This window comes from Halorarius halobius (assembly GCF_024298865.1).
GTDB lineage: Archaea > Halobacteriota > Halobacteria > Halobacteriales > Haloarculaceae > Halorarius > Halorarius halobius.
The window spans coordinates 1,027,645-1,051,155 of the sequence record NZ_CP101161.1 but is presented as its reverse complement, the minus strand read 5'-3'; the positions used below and the strand labels follow the sequence as shown (position 1 = coordinate 1,051,155).

The 23,511-nt window shown below is 69.2% G+C and carries 25 protein-coding genes; 13 read left to right on the top strand and 12 right to left on the bottom strand.

Annotation, left to right across the window (positions count from 1 at the left end; all coding sequences use genetic code 11):
- Positions 1-14: 14 nt before the first annotated feature.
- Entirely contained in the window at positions 15-1,694 is a 1,680-nt protein-coding gene (locus tag NL112_RS05615; protein WP_255151647.1) for a Cdc6/Cdc18 family protein, read from the bottom strand.
- Positions 1,695-3,340: 1,646 nt separating this feature from the next.
- Between NL112_RS05615 and NL112_RS05610 the strand changes: the two genes are divergently transcribed.
- The 4 genes from NL112_RS05610 to NL112_RS05595 are packed head-to-tail and all read left to right on the top strand — an operon-like array spanning position 3,341 to position 5,960.
- A complete protein-coding gene (locus NL112_RS05610) occupies positions 3,341-3,982 on the top strand; it encodes an Era-like GTP-binding protein (RefSeq protein WP_255151646.1) in 642 nt (213 codons plus the stop codon).
- Between the two features lie 2 nt (positions 3,983-3,984).
- Entirely contained in the window at positions 3,985-4,365 is a 381-nt protein-coding gene (locus tag NL112_RS05605) for a DUF2073 domain-containing protein (protein ID WP_255151645.1), read from the top strand.
- Positions 4,365-5,321: an OapC/ArvC family zinc-ribbon domain-containing protein gene (locus tag NL112_RS05600; protein ID WP_255151644.1), complete on the top strand. Its 957-nt coding sequence runs from the start codon at positions 4,365-4,367 to the stop codon at positions 5,319-5,321. The genes NL112_RS05605 and NL112_RS05600 overlap by 1 nt, the downstream gene beginning before the upstream one ends.
- A gap of 60 nt (positions 5,322-5,381) precedes the next feature.
- Entirely contained in the window at positions 5,382-5,960 is a 579-nt protein-coding gene (locus NL112_RS05595; protein ID WP_255151643.1) for a DUF7090 family protein, read from the top strand.
- Between the two features lie 6 nt (positions 5,961-5,966).
- Here NL112_RS05595 and NL112_RS05590 read toward each other — a convergent pair whose 3' ends face one another.
- A complete protein-coding gene (locus tag NL112_RS05590; RefSeq protein ID WP_255151642.1) occupies positions 5,967-6,746 on the bottom strand; it encodes a DUF7089 family protein in 780 nt (259 codons plus the stop codon).
- On the bottom strand, positions 6,746-6,907 hold the full coding sequence (locus tag NL112_RS05585) for a hypothetical protein (RefSeq protein WP_255151641.1): 162 nt from the start codon (positions 6,905-6,907) through the stop codon (positions 6,746-6,748). The genes NL112_RS05590 and NL112_RS05585 overlap by 1 nt, the downstream gene beginning before the upstream one ends.
- A 46-nt stretch (positions 6,908-6,953) precedes the next feature.
- On the opposite strand from NL112_RS05585, the gene NL112_RS05580 reads away from it, so the two are divergent.
- Positions 6,954-7,397, top strand: coding sequence for a RidA family protein (locus NL112_RS05580; RefSeq protein WP_255151640.1), 444 nt, complete (start codon positions 6,954-6,956; stop codon positions 7,395-7,397).
- Positions 7,398-7,411: 14 nt separating this feature from the next.
- On the opposite strand, the gene NL112_RS05575 is transcribed toward NL112_RS05580, so the two are convergent.
- Entirely contained in the window at positions 7,412-7,840 is a 429-nt protein-coding gene (locus NL112_RS05575) for a DUF2391 family protein (RefSeq protein WP_255151639.1), read from the bottom strand.
- A gap of 100 nt (positions 7,841-7,940) precedes the next feature.
- Between NL112_RS05575 and NL112_RS05570 the strand changes: the two genes are divergently transcribed.
- Positions 7,941-8,621 carry a class I SAM-dependent methyltransferase gene (locus tag NL112_RS05570; RefSeq protein ID WP_255151638.1) on the top strand — a complete coding sequence of 227 codons (681 nt, stop codon included), beginning with the start codon at positions 7,941-7,943 and terminating at the stop codon, positions 8,619-8,621.
- 209 nt (positions 8,622-8,830) lie between these two features.
- On the opposite strand, the gene NL112_RS05565 is transcribed toward NL112_RS05570, so the two are convergent.
- Positions 8,831-9,493 carry a helix-turn-helix domain-containing protein gene (locus NL112_RS05565; protein ID WP_255151637.1) on the bottom strand — a complete coding sequence of 221 codons (663 nt, stop codon included), beginning with the start codon at positions 9,491-9,493 and terminating at the stop codon, positions 8,831-8,833.
- An 86-nt stretch (positions 9,494-9,579) separates the two neighbouring features.
- Between NL112_RS05565 and NL112_RS05560 the strand changes: the two genes are divergently transcribed.
- The 4 genes from NL112_RS05560 (at position 9,580) to NL112_RS05545 (ending at position 13,015) form a co-directional block, all read left to right on the top strand.
- Complete coding sequence (locus tag NL112_RS05560) at positions 9,580-10,389, top strand: SDR family oxidoreductase (protein WP_255151636.1); 810 nt, start codon at positions 9,580-9,582, stop codon at positions 10,387-10,389.
- Positions 10,390-10,398: 9 nt separating this feature from the next.
- Positions 10,399-10,818, top strand: a complete 420-nt coding sequence (locus tag NL112_RS05555) for a hypothetical protein (protein WP_255151635.1) — start codon at positions 10,399-10,401, stop codon at positions 10,816-10,818.
- 80 nt (positions 10,819-10,898) lie between these two features.
- Complete coding sequence (locus NL112_RS05550; protein WP_350356153.1) at positions 10,899-11,564, top strand: potassium channel family protein; 666 nt, start codon at positions 10,899-10,901, stop codon at positions 11,562-11,564.
- A complete protein-coding gene (locus NL112_RS05545; protein WP_255151633.1) occupies positions 11,561-13,015 on the top strand; it encodes an APC family permease in 1,455 nt (484 codons plus the stop codon). The genes NL112_RS05550 and NL112_RS05545 overlap by 4 nt, the downstream gene beginning before the upstream one ends.
- A gap of 2 nt (positions 13,016-13,017) precedes the next feature.
- On the opposite strand, the gene NL112_RS05540 is transcribed toward NL112_RS05545, so the two are convergent.
- Both NL112_RS05540 and NL112_RS05535 read right to left on the bottom strand, forming a co-directional pair.
- Positions 13,018-13,575 (bottom strand): DUF1684 domain-containing protein, encoded by a 558-nt coding sequence (locus NL112_RS05540; protein ID WP_255151632.1) that lies wholly within the window; start codon positions 13,573-13,575, stop codon positions 13,018-13,020.
- Between the two features lie 58 nt (positions 13,576-13,633).
- Positions 13,634-13,786, bottom strand: coding sequence for a zinc-ribbon domain-containing protein (locus NL112_RS05535; RefSeq protein ID WP_255151631.1), 153 nt, complete (start codon positions 13,784-13,786; stop codon positions 13,634-13,636).
- A 111-nt stretch (positions 13,787-13,897) separates the two neighbouring features.
- Here NL112_RS05535 and NL112_RS05530 point away from each other — a divergent pair, with 111 nt between their 5' ends.
- Positions 13,898-16,327 carry an ATP-dependent DNA helicase gene (locus NL112_RS05530; protein WP_255151630.1) on the top strand — a complete coding sequence of 810 codons (2,430 nt, stop codon included), beginning with the start codon at positions 13,898-13,900 and terminating at the stop codon, positions 16,325-16,327.
- A 298-nt stretch (positions 16,328-16,625) separates the two neighbouring features.
- Positions 16,626-17,654: a DNA primase large subunit PriL gene (locus NL112_RS05525; protein WP_255151629.1), complete on the top strand. Its 1,029-nt coding sequence runs from the start codon at positions 16,626-16,628 to the stop codon at positions 17,652-17,654.
- Positions 17,655-17,670: 16 nt separating this feature from the next.
- Here NL112_RS05525 and NL112_RS05520 read toward each other — a convergent pair whose 3' ends face one another.
- On the bottom strand, positions 17,671-17,871 hold the full coding sequence (locus NL112_RS05520; protein WP_255151628.1) for a DUF7472 family protein: 201 nt from the start codon (positions 17,869-17,871) through the stop codon (positions 17,671-17,673).
- Positions 17,872-18,006: 135 nt separating this feature from the next.
- Between NL112_RS05520 and NL112_RS05515 the strand changes: the two genes are divergently transcribed.
- A complete protein-coding gene (locus tag NL112_RS05515; protein ID WP_255151627.1) occupies positions 18,007-18,642 on the top strand; it encodes an SWIM zinc finger family protein in 636 nt (211 codons plus the stop codon).
- Between the two features lie 15 nt (positions 18,643-18,657).
- Here NL112_RS05515 and hjc read toward each other — a convergent pair whose 3' ends face one another.
- From hjc to NL112_RS05495, 4 genes are all read right to left on the bottom strand, one after another.
- Entirely contained in the window at positions 18,658-19,179 is a 522-nt protein-coding gene (gene hjc / locus NL112_RS05510) for a Holliday junction resolvase Hjc (protein ID WP_255151626.1), read from the bottom strand.
- 64 nt (positions 19,180-19,243) lie between these two features.
- The gene (locus tag NL112_RS05505) at positions 19,244-20,518 is read right to left on the bottom strand and encodes an adenosylhomocysteinase (RefSeq protein ID WP_255151625.1); all 1,275 of its coding nucleotides are present in this window, start codon (positions 20,516-20,518) and stop codon (positions 19,244-19,246) included.
- A gap of 102 nt (positions 20,519-20,620) precedes the next feature.
- Complete coding sequence (locus tag NL112_RS05500; protein WP_255151624.1) at positions 20,621-22,003, bottom strand: collagen-like triple helix repeat-containing protein; 1,383 nt, start codon at positions 22,001-22,003, stop codon at positions 20,621-20,623.
- A gap of 163 nt (positions 22,004-22,166) precedes the next feature.
- Complete coding sequence (locus NL112_RS05495; protein WP_255151623.1) at positions 22,167-23,453, bottom strand: amidohydrolase; 1,287 nt, start codon at positions 23,451-23,453, stop codon at positions 22,167-22,169.
- Positions 23,454-23,511: the final 58 nt, after the last annotated feature.

Here is a 23,511-nt window from a genome sequence, read left to right as displayed (position 1 = left end):
CGAGCGGCGACCGGTCAGTTGTCGAACCGGGCCTGGACGAACGGCTGTGCGTCCTCGACCTCGCCGATGCGCGAGTCGGAGACGAGGACGGCCTCGGTCTCCTCGATGGGAACCGAGAGGCTGATCTCCTTCGTGCGGCCGTACCGGCCCTTCGAGACGACGACCGCGTTGACGATGCCGAGCATGTCCAACTCGGAGATGAGGTCGGTGACCCGGCGCTGGGTGAGCACGTCCGCGTCGATCTCCTCACAGAGGCGCTTGTAGATGTTGAACACCTCGCCGGTGTTGATGTTGTGGACGCCGTTCTTCTCCAGCAGGATGGTCGCGTAGAGGACGAGTTTCGACTGCGTGGGGAGCGTGCGGACCACCTCGACCACCCGGTCGAGTTCGATCTTCTCCTGGGCCTTCCGGACGTGCTCCTCGTTGACCACGTCAGTGCGGTCGCGCTCGGCGAGTTCGCCCGCGGTCCGCAGGAGGTCCAGCGCGCGCCGCGCGTCGCCGTGTTCCTGGGCGGCGAAGGCGGCACACAGCGGGATGACGTCGTCCTCGAGGGCGTCGCCCTTGAAGGCCACCTCCGACCGTTGCTGGAGGATGTCGCGCAGTTGGGTGGCGTCGTACGGCGGGAACACTATCTCCTCCTCACCGAGGCTCGATTTGACCCGGGGGTCGAGGAAGTCGGTGAACTTCAGGTCGTTCGAGATGCCCATGATGGAGACCCGCGAGTTCTCCAGCTCGGAGTTCATCCGCGAGAGGTTGTAGAGGGTGTCGTCGCCGGACTTCTCGACGAGTTTGTCTATCTCGTCGAGCATGATGACGACGACGCGCTCGTGGTAGTCGACGGCGTCGAAGAACGTCTGGTAGACCCGGTCCGTCGGCCACCCCGTCATCGGCGCGGGCTCGAAGCTCTCGCGGTCCCGCTCCAGCTGTTCGACGCGGTCTTCGAGGGCGTCTACGGTGTCGAACTCGGTGTCGGCCAGCACCGCGTCGGCGTCGGCGTCGTCGGCCGTCGCCCGGTCGTGGAGCTCCGCGAGGTGGGTGAGCTTCTCGTCGATGACCTGCTCGTTCTTCTCGATGAACTTGTTGGCGAGTTGTGCGAGCACCCGGTACTGGGTGTCGGTCACCTCGCAGTTGATGTACTCGACCTCGCAGGGCACCTCGTACTTCTGGCTGGTCGACTCCAGTTCCTCGGAGACGAACTTCGCGCTGGCGGTCTTTCCGGTCCCCGTCTTCCCGTAGATGAGGATGTTCGACGGGGTGTCGCCCCGCAGTGCGGTGACCAGGATGGTCGCCATGTTGTTTATCTGCTCCTCGCGGTGGGGGAGTTTGTGCGGGGTGTAGGAGGGTCGGAGCACCTCCTTGTTCTCGAAGATGGGTTCCCCTTCCAGCAGGTCGTCGAACAGACCCCGGGAGGCCTCGTCGGGCTCGTCGCCGTCCTCGCCGAGTTCGTCGAGTACGATGTCGTCGAGGTCGACGTCGCCGGCGTCCCCGGCCGCCCCGTACCCCTCGGGCGGGTCGCCGTCGTCCGTGCGGGCGCGGTCGAGTCCGTCCTCGTCGAGATACGAGACGCCGTCGGCGTCGACGCCAGCGTCGGCCGCGTCGAGGTCGGGGTCGTCCCCACCTCCCCCGGTGTCCCCACTGGCGTCGTCGTCGGTCTGCTGTGCCCCTCCGTCGGATTCGTCGTTCGATTCGCTCATGTGTCACCCCTCTGTTTCGAGTGGAAGCGAGACACGCGGCCCCGAAAACCGGGAGAAATCCGGTCGCAAGCGGTGATAGGAGACCCGGCCGCGGTCCCGCGGCGTCCAGTTGATGCAAACGAACCGGTGGTGGTAACGGTATTAAATATTACGGTGACGCCGCCAGCAGTTATTCCCCCGAGAGACGGGAGTTCCGAGAGAGACGGGACCTCGGAGTGAAAGAGACGAGACCCCGGGGACGACTGCACGTGGAACGTCGAATCCCGGAAACCGAGCCACACACCCGATACGGCTCTTCTTCCGGCCGATTGCGCACGTCGTCGTCGCGGCGGAGTCGAAACCGAGGGGTTCGCTCTCGGTCTCGGGAGTGAATTCTCCGAGTTCTGCCGCTCGTCCCGCGGACTAACCGCCGCGTGGGTCGTCGTACTAGAGGAGAAACAGTGGTCCTAGATGTGGTCTAGTACCACTAGTATAGAATCGGCGTACTAGATTTGTTTAGGGTAGAACACGGATGCAGTCGGCGGATACTGGTAGTTTCTCCCCGACGCTGTCGTTCGGCACGAATACCCCCACCCCTTCGTTTCGAGTGGAGAGACGTTCAAGAGTGGGGTGGGGGGCCGTCTCGCCTCGAACGACGGTTACTCGACCGAAACAACTAAGTCATATTTGCTACAACGAAATCCGTACTGGAACTAGGGTAAGTGAACGATATCGAAGACGTATCGATATCGTGAACGCACCCTAGAACGCCCTAGTCGGCCGATTTCGACATATCCACCGTTCACCGGCTCTCTCCCCCGGTCCGGGGTTCTGTGGGTTCCACTCGAAACGAAGGGGTGGGGGTTCGCATTCCCGTCCTCACGAGTTTTCTCGGACTGGTCTCCGCCGTCCCTGCCCCGACCCGCCCCGACCTGGCCCGAACCGACCCGACCTGGCCCGACCTGACCCGACCCGGCCCGACCTGACCCGACCCGGCCCGACCTGACCCGACCCGGCCCGATAGTAGCTGTCCGGCTCACGATACTCGCGTCCTGGCCCTCGGAATCGCCATGTCGGGACTACCAGGCCAGTCGAACAGTCTTCCCACTATCCCGGCCGACGTTTCCGAATCCATCGGTCACCCTCATTCGACCGTTCCCCGGTTGCACTCGACGGTCCGGAGCGACTATCGGATCGACATGTGACAATCGGTCCGAATCGTCCCGGAACGTAACTGTTCAGTCCGAATTTGGATTCGGAATCGTTCAGGTACCGGCTACGTTCAGGTACCGGCTAGTGGGCGCGCGAGCGCGGGCGCTAGCCGCCGTGAGTGGCACAGCCCCCTGATTTCGTGTCGACCTGCCTACCCCACTCGACCCCCGACCGTCGGCTAAACTGCCGGCGAACGGCGTCACGTTCCGGGCCACGGTCGGCGGTCGTCACCCTGACCAACACGTGGAACCGACCGACATCTGGGAACCGCGTCGCGACCGGACACGTCGGGACCACGTCGCGGGTCACGTGACGCCCCCGCTGAGCCTCCGTACGGGCCATCCCACCTGTCCGCGTCCGGATACGTGTCTGACGCAGACTTAAGTGAATGCGGTATGGTACTACGTGCAGAGCGGCCGGATTTCCACCCGAAGTCAAGGCCGTGGGAGGAAAGGATGGGACTGATTACAGACCTCAGATCGAGCATCTCTCGGGTGACGTCTAGCCTGTTTCAGGGGTCCGAGCCGAAGCGAATCGGCATCTACGGCCCCCCGAACGCGGGGAAGACGACGCTCGCTAACCGTATCGCACGCGACTGGACCGGTGACGCCATCGGGCCGGAGAGCCACGTCCCCCACGAGACGCGCCGCGCCCGGCGCAAGGAGAACGTGGAGATAAAGCGCAACGGGAAGTCCGTCACCATCGACATCGTCGACACGCCCGGCGTGACGACGAAAGTCGACTACACGGAGTTCCTCGAACACGACATCGAGGAGGAGGACGCCGTCCGCCGGTCCCGCGAGGCGACCGAGGGCGTCGCGGAGGCGATGCACTGGCTCCGCGAGGACGTCGACGGGGTCATCTACGTGCTCGACTCGACGACGGACCCGTTCACGCAGGTGAACACGATGCTCATCGGCATCATCGAGTCACAGGACCTCCCCGTCCTCATCCTCGCCAACAAGACCGACCTCGAGGACTCGTCGGTCCAGCGCATCCGCAACGCGTTCCCACAGCACGAGACTATCCCGCTGTCGGCGCTGGAAGGGGACAACATGGACGAAGTGTACGACAAGATTTCGGAGTACTTCGGGTGACCATGCCTGAAGCACAACACCCCGACGACGGCGTGCAGGTCGACATGATAAGCGCCGAGCGGATGGACGGCCTGCGCACGATGGAGAAGATACGGCTCATCCTCGACGGCGTCCACGACGGCAACATCGTCATCCTCGAGAAGGGGCTCGACCCCGAGGAGGAGTCGAAGCTCATCGAGGTCACGATGTCGGAGATATCGCCGGACGGGTTCACCGGCATCGAGATAGAGACGTACCCGACTGGAAGCGGCGACACCAGCCTGTTCGGGAAGCTGATGGGGAAAAGCGGCGAGAGCAAACTGACGGTCATCGGGCCGGCGAACCGCATCGAGACGCTCCACAAGGACGAGAACCTCATCAGCACGCTCATCCACAAGCAGTAATGCCCCACCAGTGTACCGCCTGCGGGCACACGTTCGACGACGGCTCGAAGGAGATGCTCGGCGGCTGTCCCGACTGCGGTGGCAACAAGTTTCAGTTCTACCCCGAGGGGACCGAGGTGCCCGACGAGCCGCCGGAAGACGCCGCGGAGGCGGTGCCGGACTCCCCCGAACCCGACGGCGCGGCCTCGACGGTGGGTCGCGCCGCCACGAAGGTCCGCGATTTCGTCTCGAACTCGCCGTCGCCGGAGGAGCGGGTCGACGACGAGCCACCGTCGGTGGACGAACCGTTGACGGCCGACGAGCCGCCGACTGACGAACCATCCACGGCCGACGGAACGGCCGCGGCTTCCGGTGGAAGCGCCGAGTCGGACGCCCCGGACCCGAACGCCCCGTGGCCCGACTCCTCGGACGCCGCCGACCCCATCCGCAAGGGCGGCTTCCAGGAGGAGGACGACGACGCCCCGGACTCCGCCGACGAGGACGGTATCATCGATGCGGACGCGCGCGCGGCGCGCGAAGCGGTCGAGGACGCGGAGGACCGCGCCCAGTCCGATGCCCGCGCGGGCGTCGCCAGCGACGCCGAGGTGGCGTCCGCGGGCGGCACGGACGCCGACGACGCCGACGACGCCGACGACGCATCCACGGCCGACGCCGCCACCGGGACGGGGCTCGGCGACGAGGGTGACCTCGAGGCGGCGGAGGCGACCGTCGACCGCGAGGCCGACGCCGAGGGGCGCGTCGTCTCGGAGCCGACCGGCGAGGAGCCGGACCTCTCGGAGCTTCGCGAGCAACTCAACGACCAGTTCGAGTCCATCAAGATACTCGAGCCCGGTCAGTACGAACTCAACCTGATGGAGCTGTACGACCGCGAGGAGTACATCATCGCGCTCCAGGAGAACGGGCGATACGTCATCCAGGTGCCCGAGAACTGGATGGGCGAGGAGCCCGGCGAGTAGCGCCGGCGGGTAGGGCCGGGCGACGTTCACGTTTAAGCCACTCCCGCCCGACTGCCCGGTATGGATTACGAACTCGCCGTCGAGAACGCCCCCGACACCATCCCCGGCGGCACCGGCGTCCTCCTCATCCACCCGAGCACAGGCGAGACGGACCGCATCGACACGGAGTTTCTCAAGACCGACACCGACTACCGGCTGGTCATCTCCACGCGGACCACCGCACGCGAGGTCCAGCAGAAACTGGAGTACTACGGCGTCGACCGCGACACGACGACCATCCTCGACACGCTGTCGGTCGAGCGGGGCTACTCCCGGCGTAGCTCCGACTCCGTCTACTACGTCTCCTCGCCCGACGACCTGGCGGGCATCGTCCGGAAGACCCGCGAGTTCCTCGAGAGCCACGAGGGGAAACTCCGCATCTCGCTGGACTCCATCACCGAGATGGCGTACTACGCCGACGACCAGCGCGCGATGGGCGCCGTCGAGGACATCCTCCTCCTGCTGGACGAGCACGACGCCGTCGGCCTGTTCCACCTCGCCGAGGAAGTCCACGACCCCGACGTGGTCGACCAGTACCGCGAACTGTTCGATGGCGTCATCGAACTCACCGAGGGCGGCACCATCACCGTCGACTTCTGACGGCCGCTACGCCAACTCGTCGAACGTCCGCTCGGCCCACTGCACCGCGTAGGCCGCGCCGTGGTGGCGGTACGCCGCCGTGTCCAGCGCCGAGAACGGCGCGGGGAGGTCGAGGCCGTGTTTCACGGCCGAGCAGGCGAACTCGGCGGCCGCCGGAAACTCCGTGCGGCCGGCGGCGACGTCGGCAGACAGGTCCGAGAGCCGTGGCTCCAGTCGCTCGCCGGCGTCGACCCACTCGTCGTACAGCGTCGGGTGCGACTCGTCCCATCCCTCGAACACGTCCCGGGTGTGGAGTCCCACGTACGCCTCGTACAGCGCGGCCGCCAGTTGGTAGGTGTCCGTCGGGGACAGCGGCGTCGCCGCCGCCAGCGCGGGGTAGTCGGCGTCGAAGAACCCGAGGAACGTCTCCGGCAGGTCGCGTCCCGCCTGCACGAGCGCCTCCGCGACGAGAAACGCCACGAACCCGTCGGGCGAGCCCGCGAGCCGCGGTTTGACGAACACCGTCGGCGGCGTCGTCTGTCGTGTCCACGCGACGCCGCCGTCGCCGGGCGCCCCGACGGTGAACTCCTCGCCGGCGAGTCGGTGCAGTATCTCGGGTGCGTCGTCGGGCACCCACTCCGAGGGGTACGATTTCGGGTCGAGCGCGTCGACCAGCAGGCCGAGACTCTCCGCGGTTGCCGGGTCGAGCGTCTCGAAGTCCCGCTCGACGTCGACCACGAGAGCCTCGGGGGCGTACTCGTCCCGGACGGCATCGACGGCCGGCGAGGGCTCGCGCTCGGTGAACATCAGAGCGCGAGCGCGACTATCAGCGCGACCGAGAACAGCGCGGCGGCCCCGACCGTCCCGACCACGACCTTGGTGGCATCGCTCATGCCCCAAGCCTCCGACGGAACCGGCTTAAAGGCTTCAGTTCGCGGCCGACGCCACCGTCGGTCGGCCGGGGACACGCCCGAGGGGGACACGCTTACGGCGTCGGCCTCCCCCGACGCGAGCGTGCAACGACGACACGTCACCTCGGGAACCGAGTGGGAACCGCGCGTCGGCTACGCCCGGGCCGTCAGAGTCGGTGACGGCGGTGCCGGCGACCGGGTGGTCGTGTCCGGGACGACTGCCACCGACGACGGTGAGGTGGTCGCGCCGGGGGACCCCGAGCGACAGACGCGTCGGGCACTGGAGAACGTCCGTGCCGCGCTCGAGAAGGCGGACGCCGCGCTCGACGACGTCGTGCGAACCCGCCTGTTCGTCACCGACATCGACGACTGGGAGACGGTCGGGGAGGTCCACGGGGAGTTCTTCGACGACGTGCGGCCGGCCGCGACGATGGTCGAGGTGTCCCGACTGGTCGACCCGGGGCTGGTGGTCGAAGTGGAAGCGGAAGCGGTCGTCGGGAGCGGTGACGACGCGGAGGTAGTCGTCGATAGCGGCGACGGGGAGTAGGTGGCCGCGTCCCCTCAGAACACCGAGTCGGCCGTCGCGGCGCCGACCACCGAGAAGATGGCGCCGATGGCGACGGCTTTCGCCGTCTCCAGCGGCCACTGCGACTGCGGGACGCCGAAGTCGTTGAAGAACGTCGCGGGCGCGTCGAACACCAGCGCGAGGAGCAACACCGACCCGAACGAGACGGCCATCAGCGAGAGGAACCGGAGGGGGATGCCCCCGACTTCGCTCTCGCGGTCGGGGTCCCGGTCGTCGGCCTTGTACAGCGCGCCGTAGCCGATGAGGACGACGATGAGCGCGGCGGTGCCGCCCTGCAGGAGGCTCATGTTCGTGGCGAGTTGCCACACTTCAGCGGTGACGACGAAGGGGCCCGCCAGCAGGAACCCCCCGACGACCTGCTGTGCGATGTCGGCCACCTTGAACCGGCGACGTGGTCCTGCCATACCCGTCCGTCCGCGCCGGTGGGTAAAAATCCATCCGGGGTCCCGCCGCGGGGCACGCCCGGAACGCACCGCTGAAGTGCGGCCGCGCCCTCCCGGCGGTATGAGCGTCCGCGAGGAGTTCGACGCCTGGGCCGCGGCGGGGAAGGACCGCGGGATGGAGCAACGCCACTGGCACACCGCGAAGCACGTCCTCGCGCGGATGCCCGTCGAGGCGGGCGACACCGTCCTCGACCTCGGCTGTGGGTCGGGGTACGCCGCCCGCGCGCTCCGGGACACGAAGGAGGCAGGCCGCGCGTACGGCCTCGACGGCTCGCCCGAGATGGCCCGCAACGCCGCCGACTACACCGACGACCCACAGGTCGCGTATCTCGTCGGCGACTTCGACGCGCTCCCCTTCGCGGACGACAGCGTCGACCACGTGTTCTCGATGGAGGCGTTCTACTACGCCGCGGACCCCCACAACACGCTCGAAGAACTCGCCCGAATCCTGCGACCGGGCGGGACGTTCTTCTGTGCGGTGAACTACTACGAGGAGAACGTCCACTCCCACGAGTGGCAGAAGTCAATCAGCGTAGAGATGACCCGCTGGTCGGCAGACGAATACCGCGAAGCGTTCCGCGAGGCCGGGTTCCACGTCGCCGAACAGGACAACGTACCGGACCGCGAAACCGAGATACCACCCGAGAGCGAGTTCCCGACCGACGACTGGGAGACGCGGGGGGCGATGGTCGAGCGGTACCGCACGCTCGGCACCCTGCTCACGGTCGGCGTCCGCCCGTAGCCCCCGGTCGCCGTCGCCGCCCGCCCCCATTCACCCGGTCGCCGTCGCCGCCCGCCCCCATTCACCCGGTCGCCGTCGCCGCCCGCCTCCATTCACCCGGTCGCCGTCGCCGCCCGCCTCCATTCACCCGGTCGCCGTCGCCGCCCGCCCCCATTCACCCGGTCGCCGTCGCCGCCCGCCTCCATTCACCCGGTCGCCGTCGCCGCCCGTCACCGTGTCCGGAGGCCGGCCCTGACGAGTTTCGCCTCGGCCTTCTGGAGATGCTCCGCGGCGGTACTGGGCGCGCAGTCCAGCGCCGCGGCGACCTCTGTCTGGCTGGCGCTTCGGGGCACGTCGTAGTAGCCCAGTTCCATCCCGACTTCGACCGCCTCCCGCTGTCGGTCGCTCAACTCCGCGGCCACCGTCGGCGGGATGCCCTGCAACCCTCCGACTTCCTCGACCCGGGGGTCGACGACGGGGCGGACCGCGTCGAGCGCCGTCTGGATGGAGTCGGTCGGTCCGAAGACGGACATGGTGACCGTGCCGTCCGCGCGGAACAGCACCGGCGGTACGATGACGATGCCCCCCTCGGCGAGCGGGTCGAACAGGGTCCGCTGGACGTCGGTCCGCGCGTCGCGGACGTACGCGTGGAACGCTCCGTCGCCGGCCGGTTCCAGTTCGTGTTCGAGTATCGGGTCCATCCCGGCGACGGCCGCGTCGAACGCCGCCGCGTCGCCCTCGACGTAGTGGAGGACGCCGATCATGTCGCCGTGCGTGTTCCACTGCATCGCCGTCGCCCGCTCCACGAACGGCGCGTTGGTCAGCAGGTCGTACATCGGGTGTATCTCGGCTTCCCGGTCGTCCGCGTCGAGCGTCACCCGGACGTGCTTCATGTGGTACGGTCCCGCCGACGATTGACTTAAACACCCCGGGCAGGTTCGGCAGGGACGACTCCCCGCTCCACCGACAACCTCTCGCCATGCGACGAACGCTCCTGACGGGTGCCACCGGAACGCTCGGTCGGGCGCTTCGCCCGCGGCTCCGCGAGGCCGGTCGGTCGGTCCGAGCGGCCAGCCGCTCCCCACCGGCCGACACGGACGGCGACTGGGTGGAACTGGACCTGACGACGGGCGACGGCGTCGAGGCGGCGATGGAGGGGGTCGACGTCGTCGTCCACGCGGCGACGGCACCGACCGGCGACAGCGCGGCCGTCGACGTCGCGGGCACCGAGCGCCTGCTCGCGGCGGCCGCGGAAGCGGACGTCTCGAACTTCGTGTACGTCTCCATCGTCGGCGTCGACGAGATACCGCTGTCGTACTACCGGCACAAACTCGATGCCGAACGCGCCGTCGAGTCGAGTGAGGTGCCCGCGACCGTCCTCCGTGCGACGCAGTTCCACGAGTTCGTCGACGACGTCCTCGCCGCCGTCTCGCGGCTCCCGGTGTGGCCGCTCCCGACGAGGCTCCGAGTTCAGCCGCTGGCCGTCGGTGAGGCCGCGGACGCCGTCGTCGAACACGCCACACCCGAGGCGAGCGGCCGGGTGGCTCCCGTCGGGGGGCCCGAGGTCCGAACCCTGGGCGAACTCGCACGGTCGTACCGCGAGACGCGGGGCCTTCGACGACCCATCGTCAGGCTACCGATTCCGGGGCGGGTCGCCGCCGGTTTCCGCGCGGGCGAGGCGACCTGTCCGGACCGGGCGGTCGGCACCGTCACCTGGGAGGAGTGGCTGGCGGCCCGCCACGGGACCGATACCGCGACCGAGGTGCCCTCGACCGGCGCCTCACCCTGACTGACAGCGATGTGCCGTCCGCGCTCGCTCGGCTGGACGGCCGCGGCGGTGGTCGTCGCCGTCGCCGTCCACGTCGCCCTCACGCTCGGTCACGGTCTCGCCCACTTCGCGATACCGGTTCCGGTCGCCCACTGGCAGGTCGCGTACACAGTCGTCGTGCTGTTGGCCGCACCCATCGTCGGCGTCGGGTTGCTCCTGTGTGGCCACTCCCGGGCCGGCGCGTGGCTCGTGCTCGTCGCTGGCCCCGCCGCGTTCGCCTTCGAGGGAGCGTTGCACTTCGTCGTCGCGAACCCCGACCACGTGGCGACGGTCGACCACGGTGCGCGGCTGTTCACCGCGACGGCGCTTTCGACGACCGGGAGCGACGCGCTCCTCGCGCTCGCCGCGGCCGTCCGTCTCCGGCGTCGCTCCCCGACCCCCGACGGGTGACCGGGTGACGACTGGCGGCCCGGAACCGCTGGAACGGGTAGCCTCTGACGCTGTCGCTCCCTGACACTCTTGACGGTGGCGTGTCCACGTCCCGTATGGACCTCCGCGTCATCCTCGTCGGCGGCGGTCGGGTGGGGTACCACGCCGCGCAGGCGCTCCACGACCGCGGCCACGACGTCGTCATCGTCGAACGGGACCCGGACCGGTGTGAACGCCTCGCGGACGCCTACTTCGCGACGGTCATCGAGGGCGACGGCACGCGGCCGGACATCCTCCGGCAGGCCGACCCCGAGAGCGCCGACGCCATCGTCGGCCTGACTGCCAATCCCGGGTCGAACCTGGGCGCGTGCGTGCTCGCGGCCCGCGTCAACCCCGACATCCGGACGGCCATCCGCGTTGCCACGCCCGAGGGGGCCGAGGGGTACGAGGAGGTTGTCGACGCCACCATCTTCCCCGAGCGGTCGGGGGCCCGCGCCGCGGTCAACGCCATCACCGGCGACACCGTCCGGTCGGTTGAGACGCTCCCGGGCGAACTGGAGGTCGCGGAGATGCGGGTCCTCGAGGGCGCGCCCGTCGCCGGCCGGAGCCTCGCGGAGGTGGCGCTTCCCCGGGGGAGTCTCGTCGTCTCGGACGCCGCCGGCGACCACGTCCCCCACCCCGACACGGTGCTCGAAGCGGGGCGGACGTATCTCGTGGCCGTCGAACCGGACGTGGCCGACGAGGTCCGGCAACTGTTCCAGGGATGAGCCCGGAGAGTCAGGGTCGCCAGCGCGACCCGGCGGCGGAACTTGGCCTGCTCGACGCGACGATGATAGGGATGGGCGCGATGATAGGTGCGGGCATCTTCGTGCTGACGGGGCTGGCCGCCGAGATAGCCGGCCCAGGTGCCATCCTCGTGTTCGCGCTCAACGGCGTCGTCACGGCGTTCACGGGGCTGTCGTACGCGGAACTCGCCTCCGCCATCCCGAAGTCGGGCGGCGGCTACGCGTTCGTCCGCGAGGTGTTCGCGGACCTCCCCGCGTTCGTGATGGGGTGGATGCTGTGGTTCGCGTACATGATAGCCGGGACGCTGTACGCGCTCGGCTTCGCCCCCAACTTCCTCGAACTCCTCCACGTGTACGGCTACGTGCCGCCGCCGGAGCAGGTCGGCGCCGTCGCGGTCCCGGTCGTACCCGTCGACCTGCCCGCGACGGTGGCGCTTGCGGCCACGGCGGTCCTGCTTCTCGTGAGCGTGAACGCCGTCTCGACGGCCGCCAGCGGGAGCCTCGAGACGGTGTTCACGGCGGTCAAGGTAGCCATCCTCGTCGTGTTCGTCGCGTTCGGCGTCGCGGCGCCCGCGTTCGCGCCCGGCGCGGAGTTCCAGCCGCTGTTCACGGGCGACCGGACCGCCTTCTCGCTGTTGCCGGCGATGGGGCTGACGTTCATCGCGTTCGAGGGGTACGACCTCATCACCACGGTGACGGAGGAAGTGAAGAACCCCCGGAAGAACATCCCGCGGGCCATCTTCATCAGCCTCGCCGTCACCGTCGTCGTCTACCTCGCCGTCGTCACCGTCGCCATCGGCACGCTCGGGGCGGCGGGGCTAGCGGAGGCGGGCGAGGCGGGCATCGCGGCGGCCGCGACGAGTTTCATGCCCGAGTTCCCGGTCATCGGCGAGGGGGGTGCGGTCATCGTGTTCGGTGCGGTGTTCTCGACGCTGACGGCGCTGAACGCCGTCGTCATCGCCTCCTCGCGGGTCGCGTTCTCGATGGGTCGGGAGGGGCAACTGCTCGCGCCCGTCGGCCGCATCCACCACCGGTTCGGCACGCCGTTCGTCGCCATCGTCGCCAGTTCCGTCGTGATGCTTCTGGCCGTCGTGTTGCCGACGAAGAGCGCCGGCAACATGTCGAGTCTGTTCTTCCTGCTGTCGTTCGTCGTCGTCAACGGCGCGGTCATCAAACTCCGCCGGGAGCGGCCGAACATGACCCGCCCGTACGAGATGCCGCTGTACCCGCTCCCGCCGGTGCTAGGCATCGTCCTGAACCTCGCGCTCACGGCCGTGCTGGTCGAGTATCTCCTGCGGACGGACCCGCTGGCGCTGGCGCTCACCGGCGGCTGGATACTGTTCGGACTGGTCGCGTATCTCGCCGTCAACCGCGGCGAGGAGGAGTCGCCCGCCGGCGAGCGCGGGGCGGCCGCCGACGGACTAGACGACTGACGTTACGCCGGCAGTCGCTCGCCCGCCTCGATTTCGACCTCGAGCCAGTTCTCCTCGGGCGGGAGCGGGCACGCGAACGCCTCGTTGTACGCACAGAACGGGTGGTACGCGAGGTTGAAGTCCAGCGGTACCTCGTCGGCCTCGTGCACGTCGCCGTCGAGTTCGAACTCCATGTACCGGCCCGCGGGGTACGTCTGCTGGCCGGTCGTCTTGTCCCGGAACGGGACGAACAGCGAATCTCCCCGGCCGTCGACCTGCTGGTAGGCGACCAGCGTCCGCTCCTCGCCGCCCAACTCGAACCGGAGACGCGCGACGCGCTCGTACTCGAGTTCGGTGTCGACGGTGGTGTCCATCGTCACGGTGTCGTCGCCCTCGACGGGTTCGACGGCGGCGGTCACCCGGTAGCCGGCGTCCGGGTCGAAGTACGACAGGCCGTCGAACGCCTCGCGCTCCTCCGCCGGAATGGGCGACTGCCGATTCGACGCGAAGAACTCGTCTTTCGTCTCGCGGTGGGACTCCAGTTCGCGGCGCCAGGCCGCCTCGTCGAACTCGTCGCTCATACCGGGAGGTAGACGCCTCGACGCGTAAACCGTTGGTCGTTGCGCGCTCGCCGGGCCGCTACCCCTGCAGGTCGAACTCCACCACGTCGGTCGGCCCGCAGTACGGACAGACGGTCGCCCCTGCCTCCAGCGTCGCCCCGCAGTCCCGACACTCGTAGACGTACCGCGGCCCGGTGGCGAACATCGAGGTGACGAACCCGTGGACGCTCATATTCATCATTATTTATCATTCTGATTGTTAACGCTTGGGTTGCTCGTCGGGGCCCCGCGGGCCGCCGGCGAAGGTTCAAGTACGAACCCGGGACCCAACTCCGACACGCTCATGGCCGCCGGACCGCTCCCCGAGAACGTGACCGAGGCCGGCGACTGGCGCGACGTGTTCGGCCACGAGGAGCCGTACCCCGAGCAGGCCGACGGCATCGACGCGGCCGTCGAAACCGCCCGCGAGAACGGCTTCCTCGCGGTCGAGGGCGCCTGCGGGACGGGCAAGACGATGCTCGCGTTGACCGCCGGCGTCCACCTCGTGCGCGACCCCGACTCGTCGTTCGAACGCGTCGTCGTGCTCACCAGCGTCAAACAGCAGTTGCGCCAGTTCGAGGCCGACCTGCGGACGATGAACGCCAACCTCCCCGACGACTACGCGCCCGTCACCGCGATGACGCTCGTCGGGAAGGCCGACGTCTGCCCGTACAACATCACCGGCACCGCGGGCATCGACGACGAGACCGTCTACGAGCGCTGTGAGGGGCTCCGCGAGCGTACGCGCGGCCTCACCGAGGAGACGACCGCCGGCGCGCTGGCGTCACAGGCCCGCTCCCAGCAGGTGGGGCTCGCGGACTCCGGCCGGGAGGGCGCGGAGTTCATGGAGGTGCTCGGGGAACCCACGCCGTACCCGCCCGACACCGCCGAGTACGCCGACGGCATGGCGGACGTGGAGTACTGCCCGTTCTACGCGCAGTTCCTCGACGACCTGCCGGAGGAGGGCGACCCCGCGGAGGCCGTCCCGTTCGACTTCACCGACATGGGTCTCATCGAGAGCGAGGACCTGGTGCGGCTGTCGGCGGGTCACGGCACCTGCCCGCACTCGATGATGGGCGCCGTGCTCCCCCACGTCGAGGTGGTCGTCGGCAACTACTACCACGCGTTCGACCCCGTGACGGTCGGCTCCTTCACGGGTGCCCTCCTCGATTCCGAGACGTTCGTGGTCTGTGACGAGGCGCACATGCTCGAACCGCGGGTCCGTGACCTCGTCTCCGATTCCGTCGCGGACGCCAGCCTCCGCGACGCCGAGAGCGAACTCGCGCGAGTCGTCCAACCGTTGACCCTCGACGGCGAAGGGGGCCAGCGCACCTCGGCGGGTCTCTCGGAGGCGCGCGACCTCATCCGCGCGGAACTGGACGACGCCGACGTGACCGTCGAGGAACTCCAGCGCACCCGCGAGTTCCTCCGTGACCTGCGCGAGGAACTCGACCGCCGGGTGACCGCACACCTGAACGCCGAACATAGGGGGTGGCGCGCGAACATGACCGACCTGCCGGACGCGGAACTCCCCCTGCGCGACCCCGAGGAGCCGGCCCCCGACGGAATCAGCGAGTGGGCCGACCGGGCCGGCTACACGGACGCCGTCTGGTCGCGCGCGGAGACGGTCGGGGCCGTCGTCTCCCGCATCCTGGACGAGGCCGAAGACGAGGACAAACAGCGCGCGGCGCCGGGCGTCGGGCGCGTGCTCGGCGCGTGGTACCGCAACGACCACGAGAACTACTTCCGCGAGATAGAGCTAGAGCGAACCTGGGACGACACCGAACCCGCGGACTCGTGGCGGCGGGCGTACAACGCGCGCCTCTCCATCCAGAACTGCGTGCCCGGCGACGCCATCGCGGACCAACTCGGCGAGTTCGGCGGCGGCGTCCTGATGAGCGCGACGCTCGCGCCGCTCGACGTGTTCGAGCGCGTCACCGGCCTCCAGCACCTCCGCGACGAGGAGGACCGCCCCGTCGAGCGCCGGACCTACGGGCTGGGGTTCCCCGAGGAGAACCGGGCGTCGTTCGCCGTCGCCACGCCGAAGTTCACCCACGCGAACCGGGGTGCGCCCGGCGAGCGGAACGAGACCCGCCGCGTGTACGCCGACGCCATCCGTGAGGTAGCCCGCAGTCCGGGCAACGTGCTCGTCGGGATGCCCAACTACGCGGAGGCGGAGTGGGCCGCCGAGGTCCTGTCGTCGGTCGACAAGCCCGTCCTCGTCGACGAATCCAGCCGCGACGCCGTCACGGAGGACCTGAAAAGCGAGTTCTTCGACGGCGAGGGGAAGGTGCTCGTCACCTCCCTCCGGGGAACGCTCACGGAGGGCGTCGACTACCGCGGCGACCGCCTCTCGGCCGCGGTGGTCGTCGGCGTCCCCATCATCAACACCGCCTCGCCACGCACGCGAGCGGTCAAGACCGCCTACGACCGCGAGTTCGGCGACGTCTCCGCGAGTGGAACGAGCGGAGGCTCGCGGGGCGGAACGTCCCGCGGTGGGTTCGAGACGGCGTTGACGGTGCCCGCGGTCCGCAAGGCGCGGCAGGCCATCGGCCGCGTCATCCGCGGCCCCGAGGAGGTGGGCGTCCGGGTCCTGCTCGACGAGCGGTACGCCCGCGACTCCTGGGACTCCTGCCGGGCGTATCTCGGCCCCGAACGCGAGGAGTTCCAGCCGGTCTCCCCGGATATGCTGTCGCTCGGACTGGACCGGTTCTGGAGCACGCACGGCGAGTAGGACGCTGTGGAGTGAACGGACGACGCGGTGACAGGCGACCGCCGACGACACCTCGAAAGCCCCGGTCAGCTACGGTCGCGCGGCTCGCTGTGCGCGCTCGCTTCGCTCGCGTGCTTGCGTCGCCGGGCTTCCCGTAGCTGACCGCCCCTTTCAGTCCCGCCCACGTTGATTGACCAAGCATCAGGGGTGGGACTTTCGAGGTGTTCACAGCCGTCGTCCCGACGTTCCAGCCCCGTTTCCTTCGACTATCTGCTAGCGACCGTCGCGTTTATTCGGCGGCCCCCGCAACCACCTGCTCATGCAGTCGCTCCACGCCCGCTACCCGTTCCTCGGCGCGTCCCGAGACGCGGTCGAGCAGGCGGACGTGGACCTCGCGGCCGTCGTCCGGGAGGGCGGCGCGCCCGTCGACCGGGGCGTCGAGCGCGTCGAGCGGGCCCTGGTGGCCGGTAGCGTCGCCCCGCAGACCCGGTGGGGGACGCGCGCGGAACTGCTGTCGTACCCGGTCGCACGCGTACTCGTCTCGCTTCTGGACGTGCCGGGCGCCGTCGAGAAGTACGCCCGCGCGGAGGCGACCCAGGCGTACGAGCGGTTCACCGACGACTTCGACGAGGACGCTCAACTCAAGAGCACGGCCGAGGACACGCTCGGCCTCGATGCCCTGCTCGCGGATTTCGACCTCGCGGGCGACGTCGAGCCGACGGGCGACGGCCGTTTCTCCGTGGCGGTGGGGGCGTACCTCCGACTCGCGGCGCCGCTGGGCGACGACTGGCGGCTGGCGACCCGCGCGCTCCACGACGGCCGCGTCGACGTCCGCCGCCGGGAACTGTACGACCTGCTCCGGGAGGCGGTGCGCCGGCGCGTGGCCGACGGCCTGCCGCTGTCGGTGCCCGAACCCATCGCGGGGGCGCTCTCCGGGGAGGTCGAACGGCTCCGCGAGTCGCTGTCCGCGGTCGAGTCGACCCGCGACGTGGACACGTTCGCCCCCGAGTCGTTCCCGCCCTGCGTGCAGGCGCTCGCGGAGCGGGGGCGAAACGGGGAGTTGGGCGACACCGGCCGGTTCGCGCTCCTCTCCTTTCTCGCCAGCACGGGCGCGCCGTTCGAGCAAGTCGCGGCGCTTCTGGGCGTCCGTGACCTCGATGCGGCCGACGACCTGCGGTACCAGTACGAACGACTCGCGGGCGACGGCGCACAGTTTGCACCCCCCTCCTGCGAGACGATGCAGGCGAACGACGACTGTCACGACCCGGACGACCTCTGTGCGTCCATCGGGCATCCGCTCGCCTACTACGAGAAGCGGCTGGCCGGCGACGTACCCGCCGACGACTGACGGCCGTCGGGTCGCGCTACCGGCGGTCGAGGAACACGCCGACCGCTGTCATCAGGAAGATGAAGCCGACGACGGTACCGACGACGAGCGTCGCGCCCGAACTCGTCAACTGGGCACCACCGTGGCTCGCGCTGACGGCCATGACGGCCGCGACGAACAGGACGACCGCGACCACGGAGACGCCGATTTCGAGGAGCGTCTCCCCCTCTATTTGCATGGCTGGCGGTCCGGCGGGCCGCCGCAAAAGCCCTTCGAAGGCCGTTCGGCGGAGCGAACCGGCGTGAACGGTCGAACGCCTTAGGGTCGTTCGCCCCCTCGGTTCGGGTGGAGACGGGCACGCCCCGTCGATACTATGACGCACCTCGAACACACAGCCGCGTCATCGGAGAAACGGCCGCTCGCACCCGACGTCGGCCGACTGGACGACCGCTCGGCCCGCGCGTGGACCGAAGCGATGGCGGTCACGCCGCTCGGGAGCGGCCGCTACGCCGTCGACGCCCAGTCCGGGAACCGCTACGTCGTGGACCTGCCCGCCCACCGCTGTACCTGTCCCGACGCCAGCATCCGCGGGGAGAGATGCAAACACCTCCGGCGCGTCGCCATCGAGATAACGCGCCGCGAGGTGCCGCCGCCGGGGAAACGCGAGGGGCAGTGTGCCGCCTGCGGCCACGACCGCTTCCTGCCGGAGACGGGCCCGGCGCTCTGTGACGACTGCCGATTCGACCCCGGCGACGTGGCCCGCGACCGGGAGACGGGCGACCTCGTCGTCGTCGCCCGGCCGACGGACGAGCGCGCCGACGAGTGGGTCATCGAGGGGACGGACCGCACCGTCGCCTCCTACGACACCAACGAGGGGTACCCACCGGACGACCCCGTAATCGAGGTCGTCTACCCCTTTTCGGGGAACCGCCAGCAGGCGCTCTCGGAACTGAAGCGGTACGCGTTCCCCCACTCGCGGCTCGACCGGCAGGACCAGCAGTTGCTGTAACGCTCCCGTCGAACGCTACTCCAGCATCTCGGCGGCCTCCTCGACCGAGAGGTCGCCGGCCTCGACGGCCGCCAGCACGTCCAGCGTCTCCTGGTCCGGGCCGTCGTCGACGCCTATCTCGTCGAAGGTGACCTTCCGCGAGTCGCCGGTCAACTCCGCGAGGTCCTCGCCCTCCGCCAGCGCCGTCTCCTTCTTCACCCGGTAGTTGCCGCCGTCGGTGACGTACAGGTCCGCCGGGTGGAAGAAGAACCAGTCCTCGTTGTCGAAGCGGGCCGCGACCCGGGGTTTCGCGCCGAAGTTTCGCGAGAAGTACACCAGCGCCTCCACCTCTTCGCCGTCGAGATAGATGGGGCGGCCCGACGACGACTTCGCCTCGATGGCGTAGAAGCGGTCGCCGTCACCCGCCAGCACGTCCGGAAGTTCGCGGTCCGTCGCGGAGCCCGAGGCGGGCGCGCGCATCACCGCGAAGCCGCTGTCGTCGAGCAGGTTGACGAGTTCGCGCTCGCGGCGGTCCCCCTTCGAGTTCGCGTCGACCATCTACCCACTCTCGGGCGTCAGGGGGCTTAAAAGGCGGGAGGGGGCGGTGGAACTGGTCTCTCCGTCAGGTACCGTGGTCCCACGACTCCATGTACTCGCGCTGTTCGTCGCTCAGGTCGTCTATCTCGACGCCCTCCGCCGCCAGTTTGATTTCGGCGACCTCCCGGTCCAGCCGGTCGGGCACGTCGTGGACGCCCGGCCCGTAGTCGTCCCCGTTCTCGACGATTTCGCGGACGGCGACGGCCTGCACGCCGAAGCTCTGGTCCATCACCTCGACCGGGTGGCCGAGCGCCACCGGCGACGCGAGGTTGACCAGCCGACCCTCCGCGAGCACGTTCAGCCGGCGGCCGTCGGGGAGTTCGTACTCGCGGACGCCTTCGCGGGCCTCCCGCTCGGCGACCGCGAGCTCCGATAGCTGGTCGAGGTTGACCTCCACGTCGAAGTGACCGGCGTTCGCCAGCAGGACGCCGTCGTTCATCCGCTCGAAGTGCTCGCGGGTGATGACGTCCCGATTTCCGGTGGTGGTGATGAACACGTCGCCCGTCTCGGCGGCCTCCTGCATCGTCGTCACCTCGTACCCCTCCATGTGGGCCTCCAGCGCCCGCCGGGGTTCGACCTCGGTGACGACGACGTGGGCGTTCTGGCCGCTGGCCTTCTTGGCGACGCCGCGGCCGCAGTCGCCGTAGCCCGCGACCACCACGGTCTTGCCCGCATACGAGAGGTTCGTCGTCATGGCGATGTTCGCCAGCGACGACTCCCCGGTCCCGTGGACGTTGTCGAACAGCCGCTTCATCGGCGTGTCGTTGACCGCGAACACCGGATACCGGAGTTCGCCGTCGTCGTCCATCGCGCGCAGACGGTGGACGCCCGTAGTCGTCTCCTCACAGCCACCGAGGATGGAGTCGATGAGTTTCGGGTGCGACTCGTGGATGGCCGCGACCATGTCCATCCCATCGTCGACCGTGATGGTGGGCTCGTGGTCGATGACCGCCTCGATGGCGGCGTAGTACTCGTCGTCGTCGACCCCCCGCTTGGCGTAGGAGGTGATGTTCTCGTGGGCGTCGAGCGCGGCGCTCACGTCGTCGTGCGTGGAGAGGGGGTTACAGCCGGTGATGGCGACCTCCGCGCCGGCGTCCGCGAGCAGTTCCGTCAGTGCCGCGGTCTTCGCCTCGACGTGCATCGCCATCCCGACCGTTTCGCCGTCGAGCGGCCGGTCGGCCTCGAACTCCTCGCGGAGCGCGTTCAGGATGGGCATGTGCTCGCGCGCCCAGGCTATCTTCCGGTGACCCTCCTCGGCGGCGGCCGCCGGGTCCGGTAGCTGCATCGAAATGGAGTCCATACCCTCGCTGGGGCGGTCCCGGCCTAAACGCTACCGAAGCCGGCCGCGCCGCTGGTCGGGTGAGCGCGCGGAGGAAGCGGTAGAACGGACGTGGGGGCGAGGCTATCGGCCGTTGCCCTTGCCCTGGCTGTTGCCGGGGCCGCCGTCCGACGTGTCGGCGTCGTCGTCTCCGTCGCTATCGTCGCCGTCACCGTCGTCGCTGTCGTCGTCGTTCGGGCCGGCGTTCTCCGGCGGGCCGCCGGTCTCGTTACCGTCCGGGCCCTTGTCTTCGGGCGGGCCGCGCTCCGTGTCACCGTCGGGGCCGGCGTTCTCCGGCGGGCCGCGTTCGGTCTCGTTGCCGGGGCCGCGGTCCTCCGGCGGGCCGGCGTGGTCGGGCCGGTTGTCCGCGCCGGGGTTGTTGGCGGTCACGAACTCGGAGACCTGCTGACCGATGGACTCGTTCGTCGTGTTGCCGTCGAGTAGCGAGTGGACGAACGCCGAGACCTCCATCCCGAACGCGTCGGTCTCGTTTTCGGTCTCGTTGTCGTCGTCGGCGCCCGTGGTGAACTCGACCGCCTCGCCGCTGTAGGTGGTGTTGTTCACGTCGGCGTACGCCGTGTACGTGTACGTCGTGTTGTTCTCCAGGCCGCTCACGCCGGCGGAGAAGCCGGCCTCGGCCGAGACGTTGCCCGCCTCGACCGTCTCGTTGCTACCGGAGAACTCGAAGTAGACGGTCGCGGTCTCGTTGTCCAGCCCCTCGATGTCGCCCTCGAGCGTCGCGGAGCTGTTGGTCACGTCCGTCGCGTCGCCGGTCTCGACCTCGATTTCCTCGTCGTCGACCTCACCGACGGTGAACTCCTCGACGTCGCCCTCGTCGCTGAGGTTACCGGACGTGGCCGTCGCGCGGTACTGGTAGGTGCCGTTCTCCAGTCCGTCGACGGTCGCCGAGAAGTTCCCGGTCTCCTCGAGCGTCTGCGAGACGGTCGTCGAGGCGTTCTCGTCGTCCATCCAGTAGGTGAACCCGACGGTCGCGTTCTCGACGCCCTCCATGTCGTCGAGTTCGCCGGTCAGCGTCGCCGAGCCGTTGGCCACGTCCTCGGCGTCGCCGGTCTCGACGTCGAGTTCGGTCTCGACGTCGGTGGCGAACGTCTCCGTGGCGCCGACCGCGGAGCCGTTGTCGGTCTCGGCGTGAGCCGCGTACGTGTACGTGGTGTTCTCCTCGAGGTCGTCGACGGTTGCGGCGAACGACCCGGTCGAGGAGACGGTCATCTCCTCGGTTGTCGTCGTCTCGTTGTCGTCACCGTCCTCCCAGTAGGTGAAGTACACCGTCGCGTTCCCGTCTAGCTGTGTCACGTTGCCTGTGAGCGTGGCCGACTCCACGCCCACGTCCTCGGCGTCGCCGGTCTCGACGGCGACGCCGCTGGACTGTGCGGCGACGGCCGCCGGTGCCACGACCGACAGCACCAGCAGCGCCACCATCGCGAGCGAAGCGAGTTTCCTGGACATCACAGGCGTCGGAAAGCAGGACATACCAATAAACCGGGACTCTCGTTCACCCCGTTCATCCGGTTCACCGTTCCTCAAAGACGGATACAGAACGACGTAGAGTGTTTAAAATTAGCTCTCCAAGTTCAACGGCCGACTCGGACGGTCGCCGCGTCGCGGTCACTCAGGCGCGCTCGACTGCCGCGGCGGCCCGCTCGGCGGCGGTCTCGCGGACCGCCCGCTCGTCGAGCGTCAGCAGTTCGCGGTCGCGCATCAGCACCCGGCCGTCACAGACGGTGTGGCGCACGTCGCTCCCCTTCGCCGCGTACGCGAGATGGCTCACGACGTCGTGGGCGGGCGTCAGATGCGCGGCCTCCAGGTCGACGACCGCGAGGTCGGCGGGCCGGCCCTCCTCGATGCGGCCCACGGGGAGGCCGAGCGCGTCGGCGCTCCCCTGCGTTGCCATCTCGACGGCCGCCTCCGCGGGGACGGCGCTGGCGTCGTCGGCCGCGAGTTTGCCCAGCATCGCGGCGTCGCGCATCTCGCCGAACATGTCGAGGTCGTTGTTGGAGGCGGCGCCGTCAGTCCCGAGTCCGACCGTGACGCCGGCCTCGCGCATCTGCTGGACCGGCGCCATCCCGGAGGCGAGTTTCATGTTCGAGGCCGGGCAGTGGACGACGGCCGTCCCGCGGTCGGCGAGCCGTTCGATTTCGGCGTCCGCGAGGTGGACGCCGTGGGCGACCCAGGTGTCGTCGTCGAGCATCCCGTGGTCGTCGGCGTACACGGTCGGCCGCTGGCCGGTCTCGGCGTCGATGGCCTCCAGATACTCCCGCGTCTCGTTCAGGTGGAAGTGGAGCGGGACGCCAGCGTCGCGGGCGCGCGGGACGAACTCCTCGAGGAACTCGGCGCCGACGGTGTGGGGGGCGTGGGGCATCACCGCCGTCGTGACGCGGCCGTCGGCGACGCCGTCGTACTCGCGGGCGACCTCCAGCGACTCGCGGAAGTCGTCGCGCGCCTCGGCGTCGTCTTTCCCGAGCGTGACGACGCCGTGGCCGACGCGGGCCCGCAACCCCGCCTGCTCGACGACGTCTACCACTTCGGGGACGTGAAAGTACATGTCCGCGAACGCAGTCGTCCCCGACCGTACCATCTCGACGGCCGCGAGGCGGGTGCCGGCGGCCACGTCCTCGGCATCGAGCGCCGCCTCGGCGGGCCAGATGTCCTCCTCCAGCCACGCGGTCAGTGGCTTGTCGTCGGCGTACCCCCGCAAGAGCGTCATCGCGGCGTGGCCGTGGGCGTTGACCAGCCCCGGCATCACCAGGCCGCCGGCGGCGTCGAGCGTCTGCTCGCCGTCGCGGGCGTCGAGTCGGCCGACGGCGGCGATGCGACCGTCGTCGTCGACCCGCACGTCGGCGCGCTCGACCGAGAGGTCCGGGCGGAGCACCTTCCCGCCCTCGATGCGGAGCGTCATGGCTTCCTCTCGCGTCCGCGCCGGCGTCAATCCCTCGATTCGGGGGCGGGGTTTATCT

Excerpts from the sequence above, each read along its gene's own strand:
- NL112_RS05615 (WP_255151647.1), bottom strand. The coding sequence starts at position 1,694 with ATGAGCGAATCGAACGACGAATCCGACGGAGGGGCACAGCAGACCGAC.
- NL112_RS05500 (WP_255151624.1), bottom strand. The coding sequence starts at position 22,003 with ATGTCCAGGAAACTCGCTTCGCTCGCGATGGTGGCGCTGCTGGTGCTG.
- NL112_RS05570 (WP_255151638.1), top strand. The coding sequence starts at position 7,941 with ATGAGCGTCCGCGAGGAGTTCGACGCCTGGGCCGCGGCGGGGAAGGAC.
- NL112_RS05605 (WP_255151645.1), top strand. The coding sequence starts at position 3,985 with ATGCCTGAAGCACAACACCCCGACGACGGCGTGCAGGTCGACATGATA.
- NL112_RS05545 (WP_255151633.1), top strand. The coding sequence starts at position 11,561 with ATGAGCCCGGAGAGTCAGGGTCGCCAGCGCGACCCGGCGGCGGAACTT.
- NL112_RS05525 (WP_255151629.1), top strand. The coding sequence starts at position 16,626 with ATGCAGTCGCTCCACGCCCGCTACCCGTTCCTCGGCGCGTCCCGAGAC.
- NL112_RS05575 (WP_255151639.1), bottom strand. The coding sequence starts at position 7,840 with ATGGCAGGACCACGTCGCCGGTTCAAGGTGGCCGACATCGCACAGCAG.
- hjc (WP_255151626.1), bottom strand. The coding sequence starts at position 19,179 with ATGGTCGACGCGAACTCGAAGGGGGACCGCCGCGAGCGCGAACTCGTC.
- NL112_RS05530 (WP_255151630.1), top strand. The coding sequence starts at position 13,898 with ATGGCCGCCGGACCGCTCCCCGAGAACGTGACCGAGGCCGGCGACTGG.
- NL112_RS05555 (WP_255151635.1), top strand. The coding sequence starts at position 10,399 with ATGTGCCGTCCGCGCTCGCTCGGCTGGACGGCCGCGGCGGTGGTCGTC.
- NL112_RS05495 (WP_255151623.1), bottom strand. The coding sequence starts at position 23,453 with ATGACGCTCCGCATCGAGGGCGGGAAGGTGCTCCGCCCGGACCTCTCG.
- NL112_RS05505 (WP_255151625.1), bottom strand. The coding sequence starts at position 20,518 with ATGGACTCCATTTCGATGCAGCTACCGGACCCGGCGGCCGCCGCCGAG.
- NL112_RS05515 (WP_255151627.1), top strand. The coding sequence starts at position 18,007 with ATGACGCACCTCGAACACACAGCCGCGTCATCGGAGAAACGGCCGCTC.
- NL112_RS05565 (WP_255151637.1), bottom strand. The coding sequence starts at position 9,493 with ATGAAGCACGTCCGGGTGACGCTCGACGCGGACGACCGGGAAGCCGAG.
- NL112_RS05600 (WP_255151644.1), top strand. The coding sequence starts at position 4,365 with ATGCCCCACCAGTGTACCGCCTGCGGGCACACGTTCGACGACGGCTCG.
- NL112_RS05590 (WP_255151642.1), bottom strand. The coding sequence starts at position 6,746 with ATGTTCACCGAGCGCGAGCCCTCGCCGGCCGTCGATGCCGTCCGGGAC.
- NL112_RS05595 (WP_255151643.1), top strand. The coding sequence starts at position 5,382 with ATGGATTACGAACTCGCCGTCGAGAACGCCCCCGACACCATCCCCGGC.
- NL112_RS05540 (WP_255151632.1), bottom strand. The coding sequence starts at position 13,575 with ATGAGCGACGAGTTCGACGAGGCGGCCTGGCGCCGCGAACTGGAGTCC.
- NL112_RS05520 (WP_255151628.1), bottom strand. The coding sequence starts at position 17,871 with ATGCAAATAGAGGGGGAGACGCTCCTCGAAATCGGCGTCTCCGTGGTC.
- NL112_RS05560 (WP_255151636.1), top strand. The coding sequence starts at position 9,580 with ATGCGACGAACGCTCCTGACGGGTGCCACCGGAACGCTCGGTCGGGCG.
- NL112_RS05535 (WP_255151631.1), bottom strand. The coding sequence starts at position 13,786 with ATGAGCGTCCACGGGTTCGTCACCTCGATGTTCGCCACCGGGCCGCGG.
- NL112_RS05610 (WP_255151646.1), top strand. The coding sequence starts at position 3,341 with ATGGGACTGATTACAGACCTCAGATCGAGCATCTCTCGGGTGACGTCT.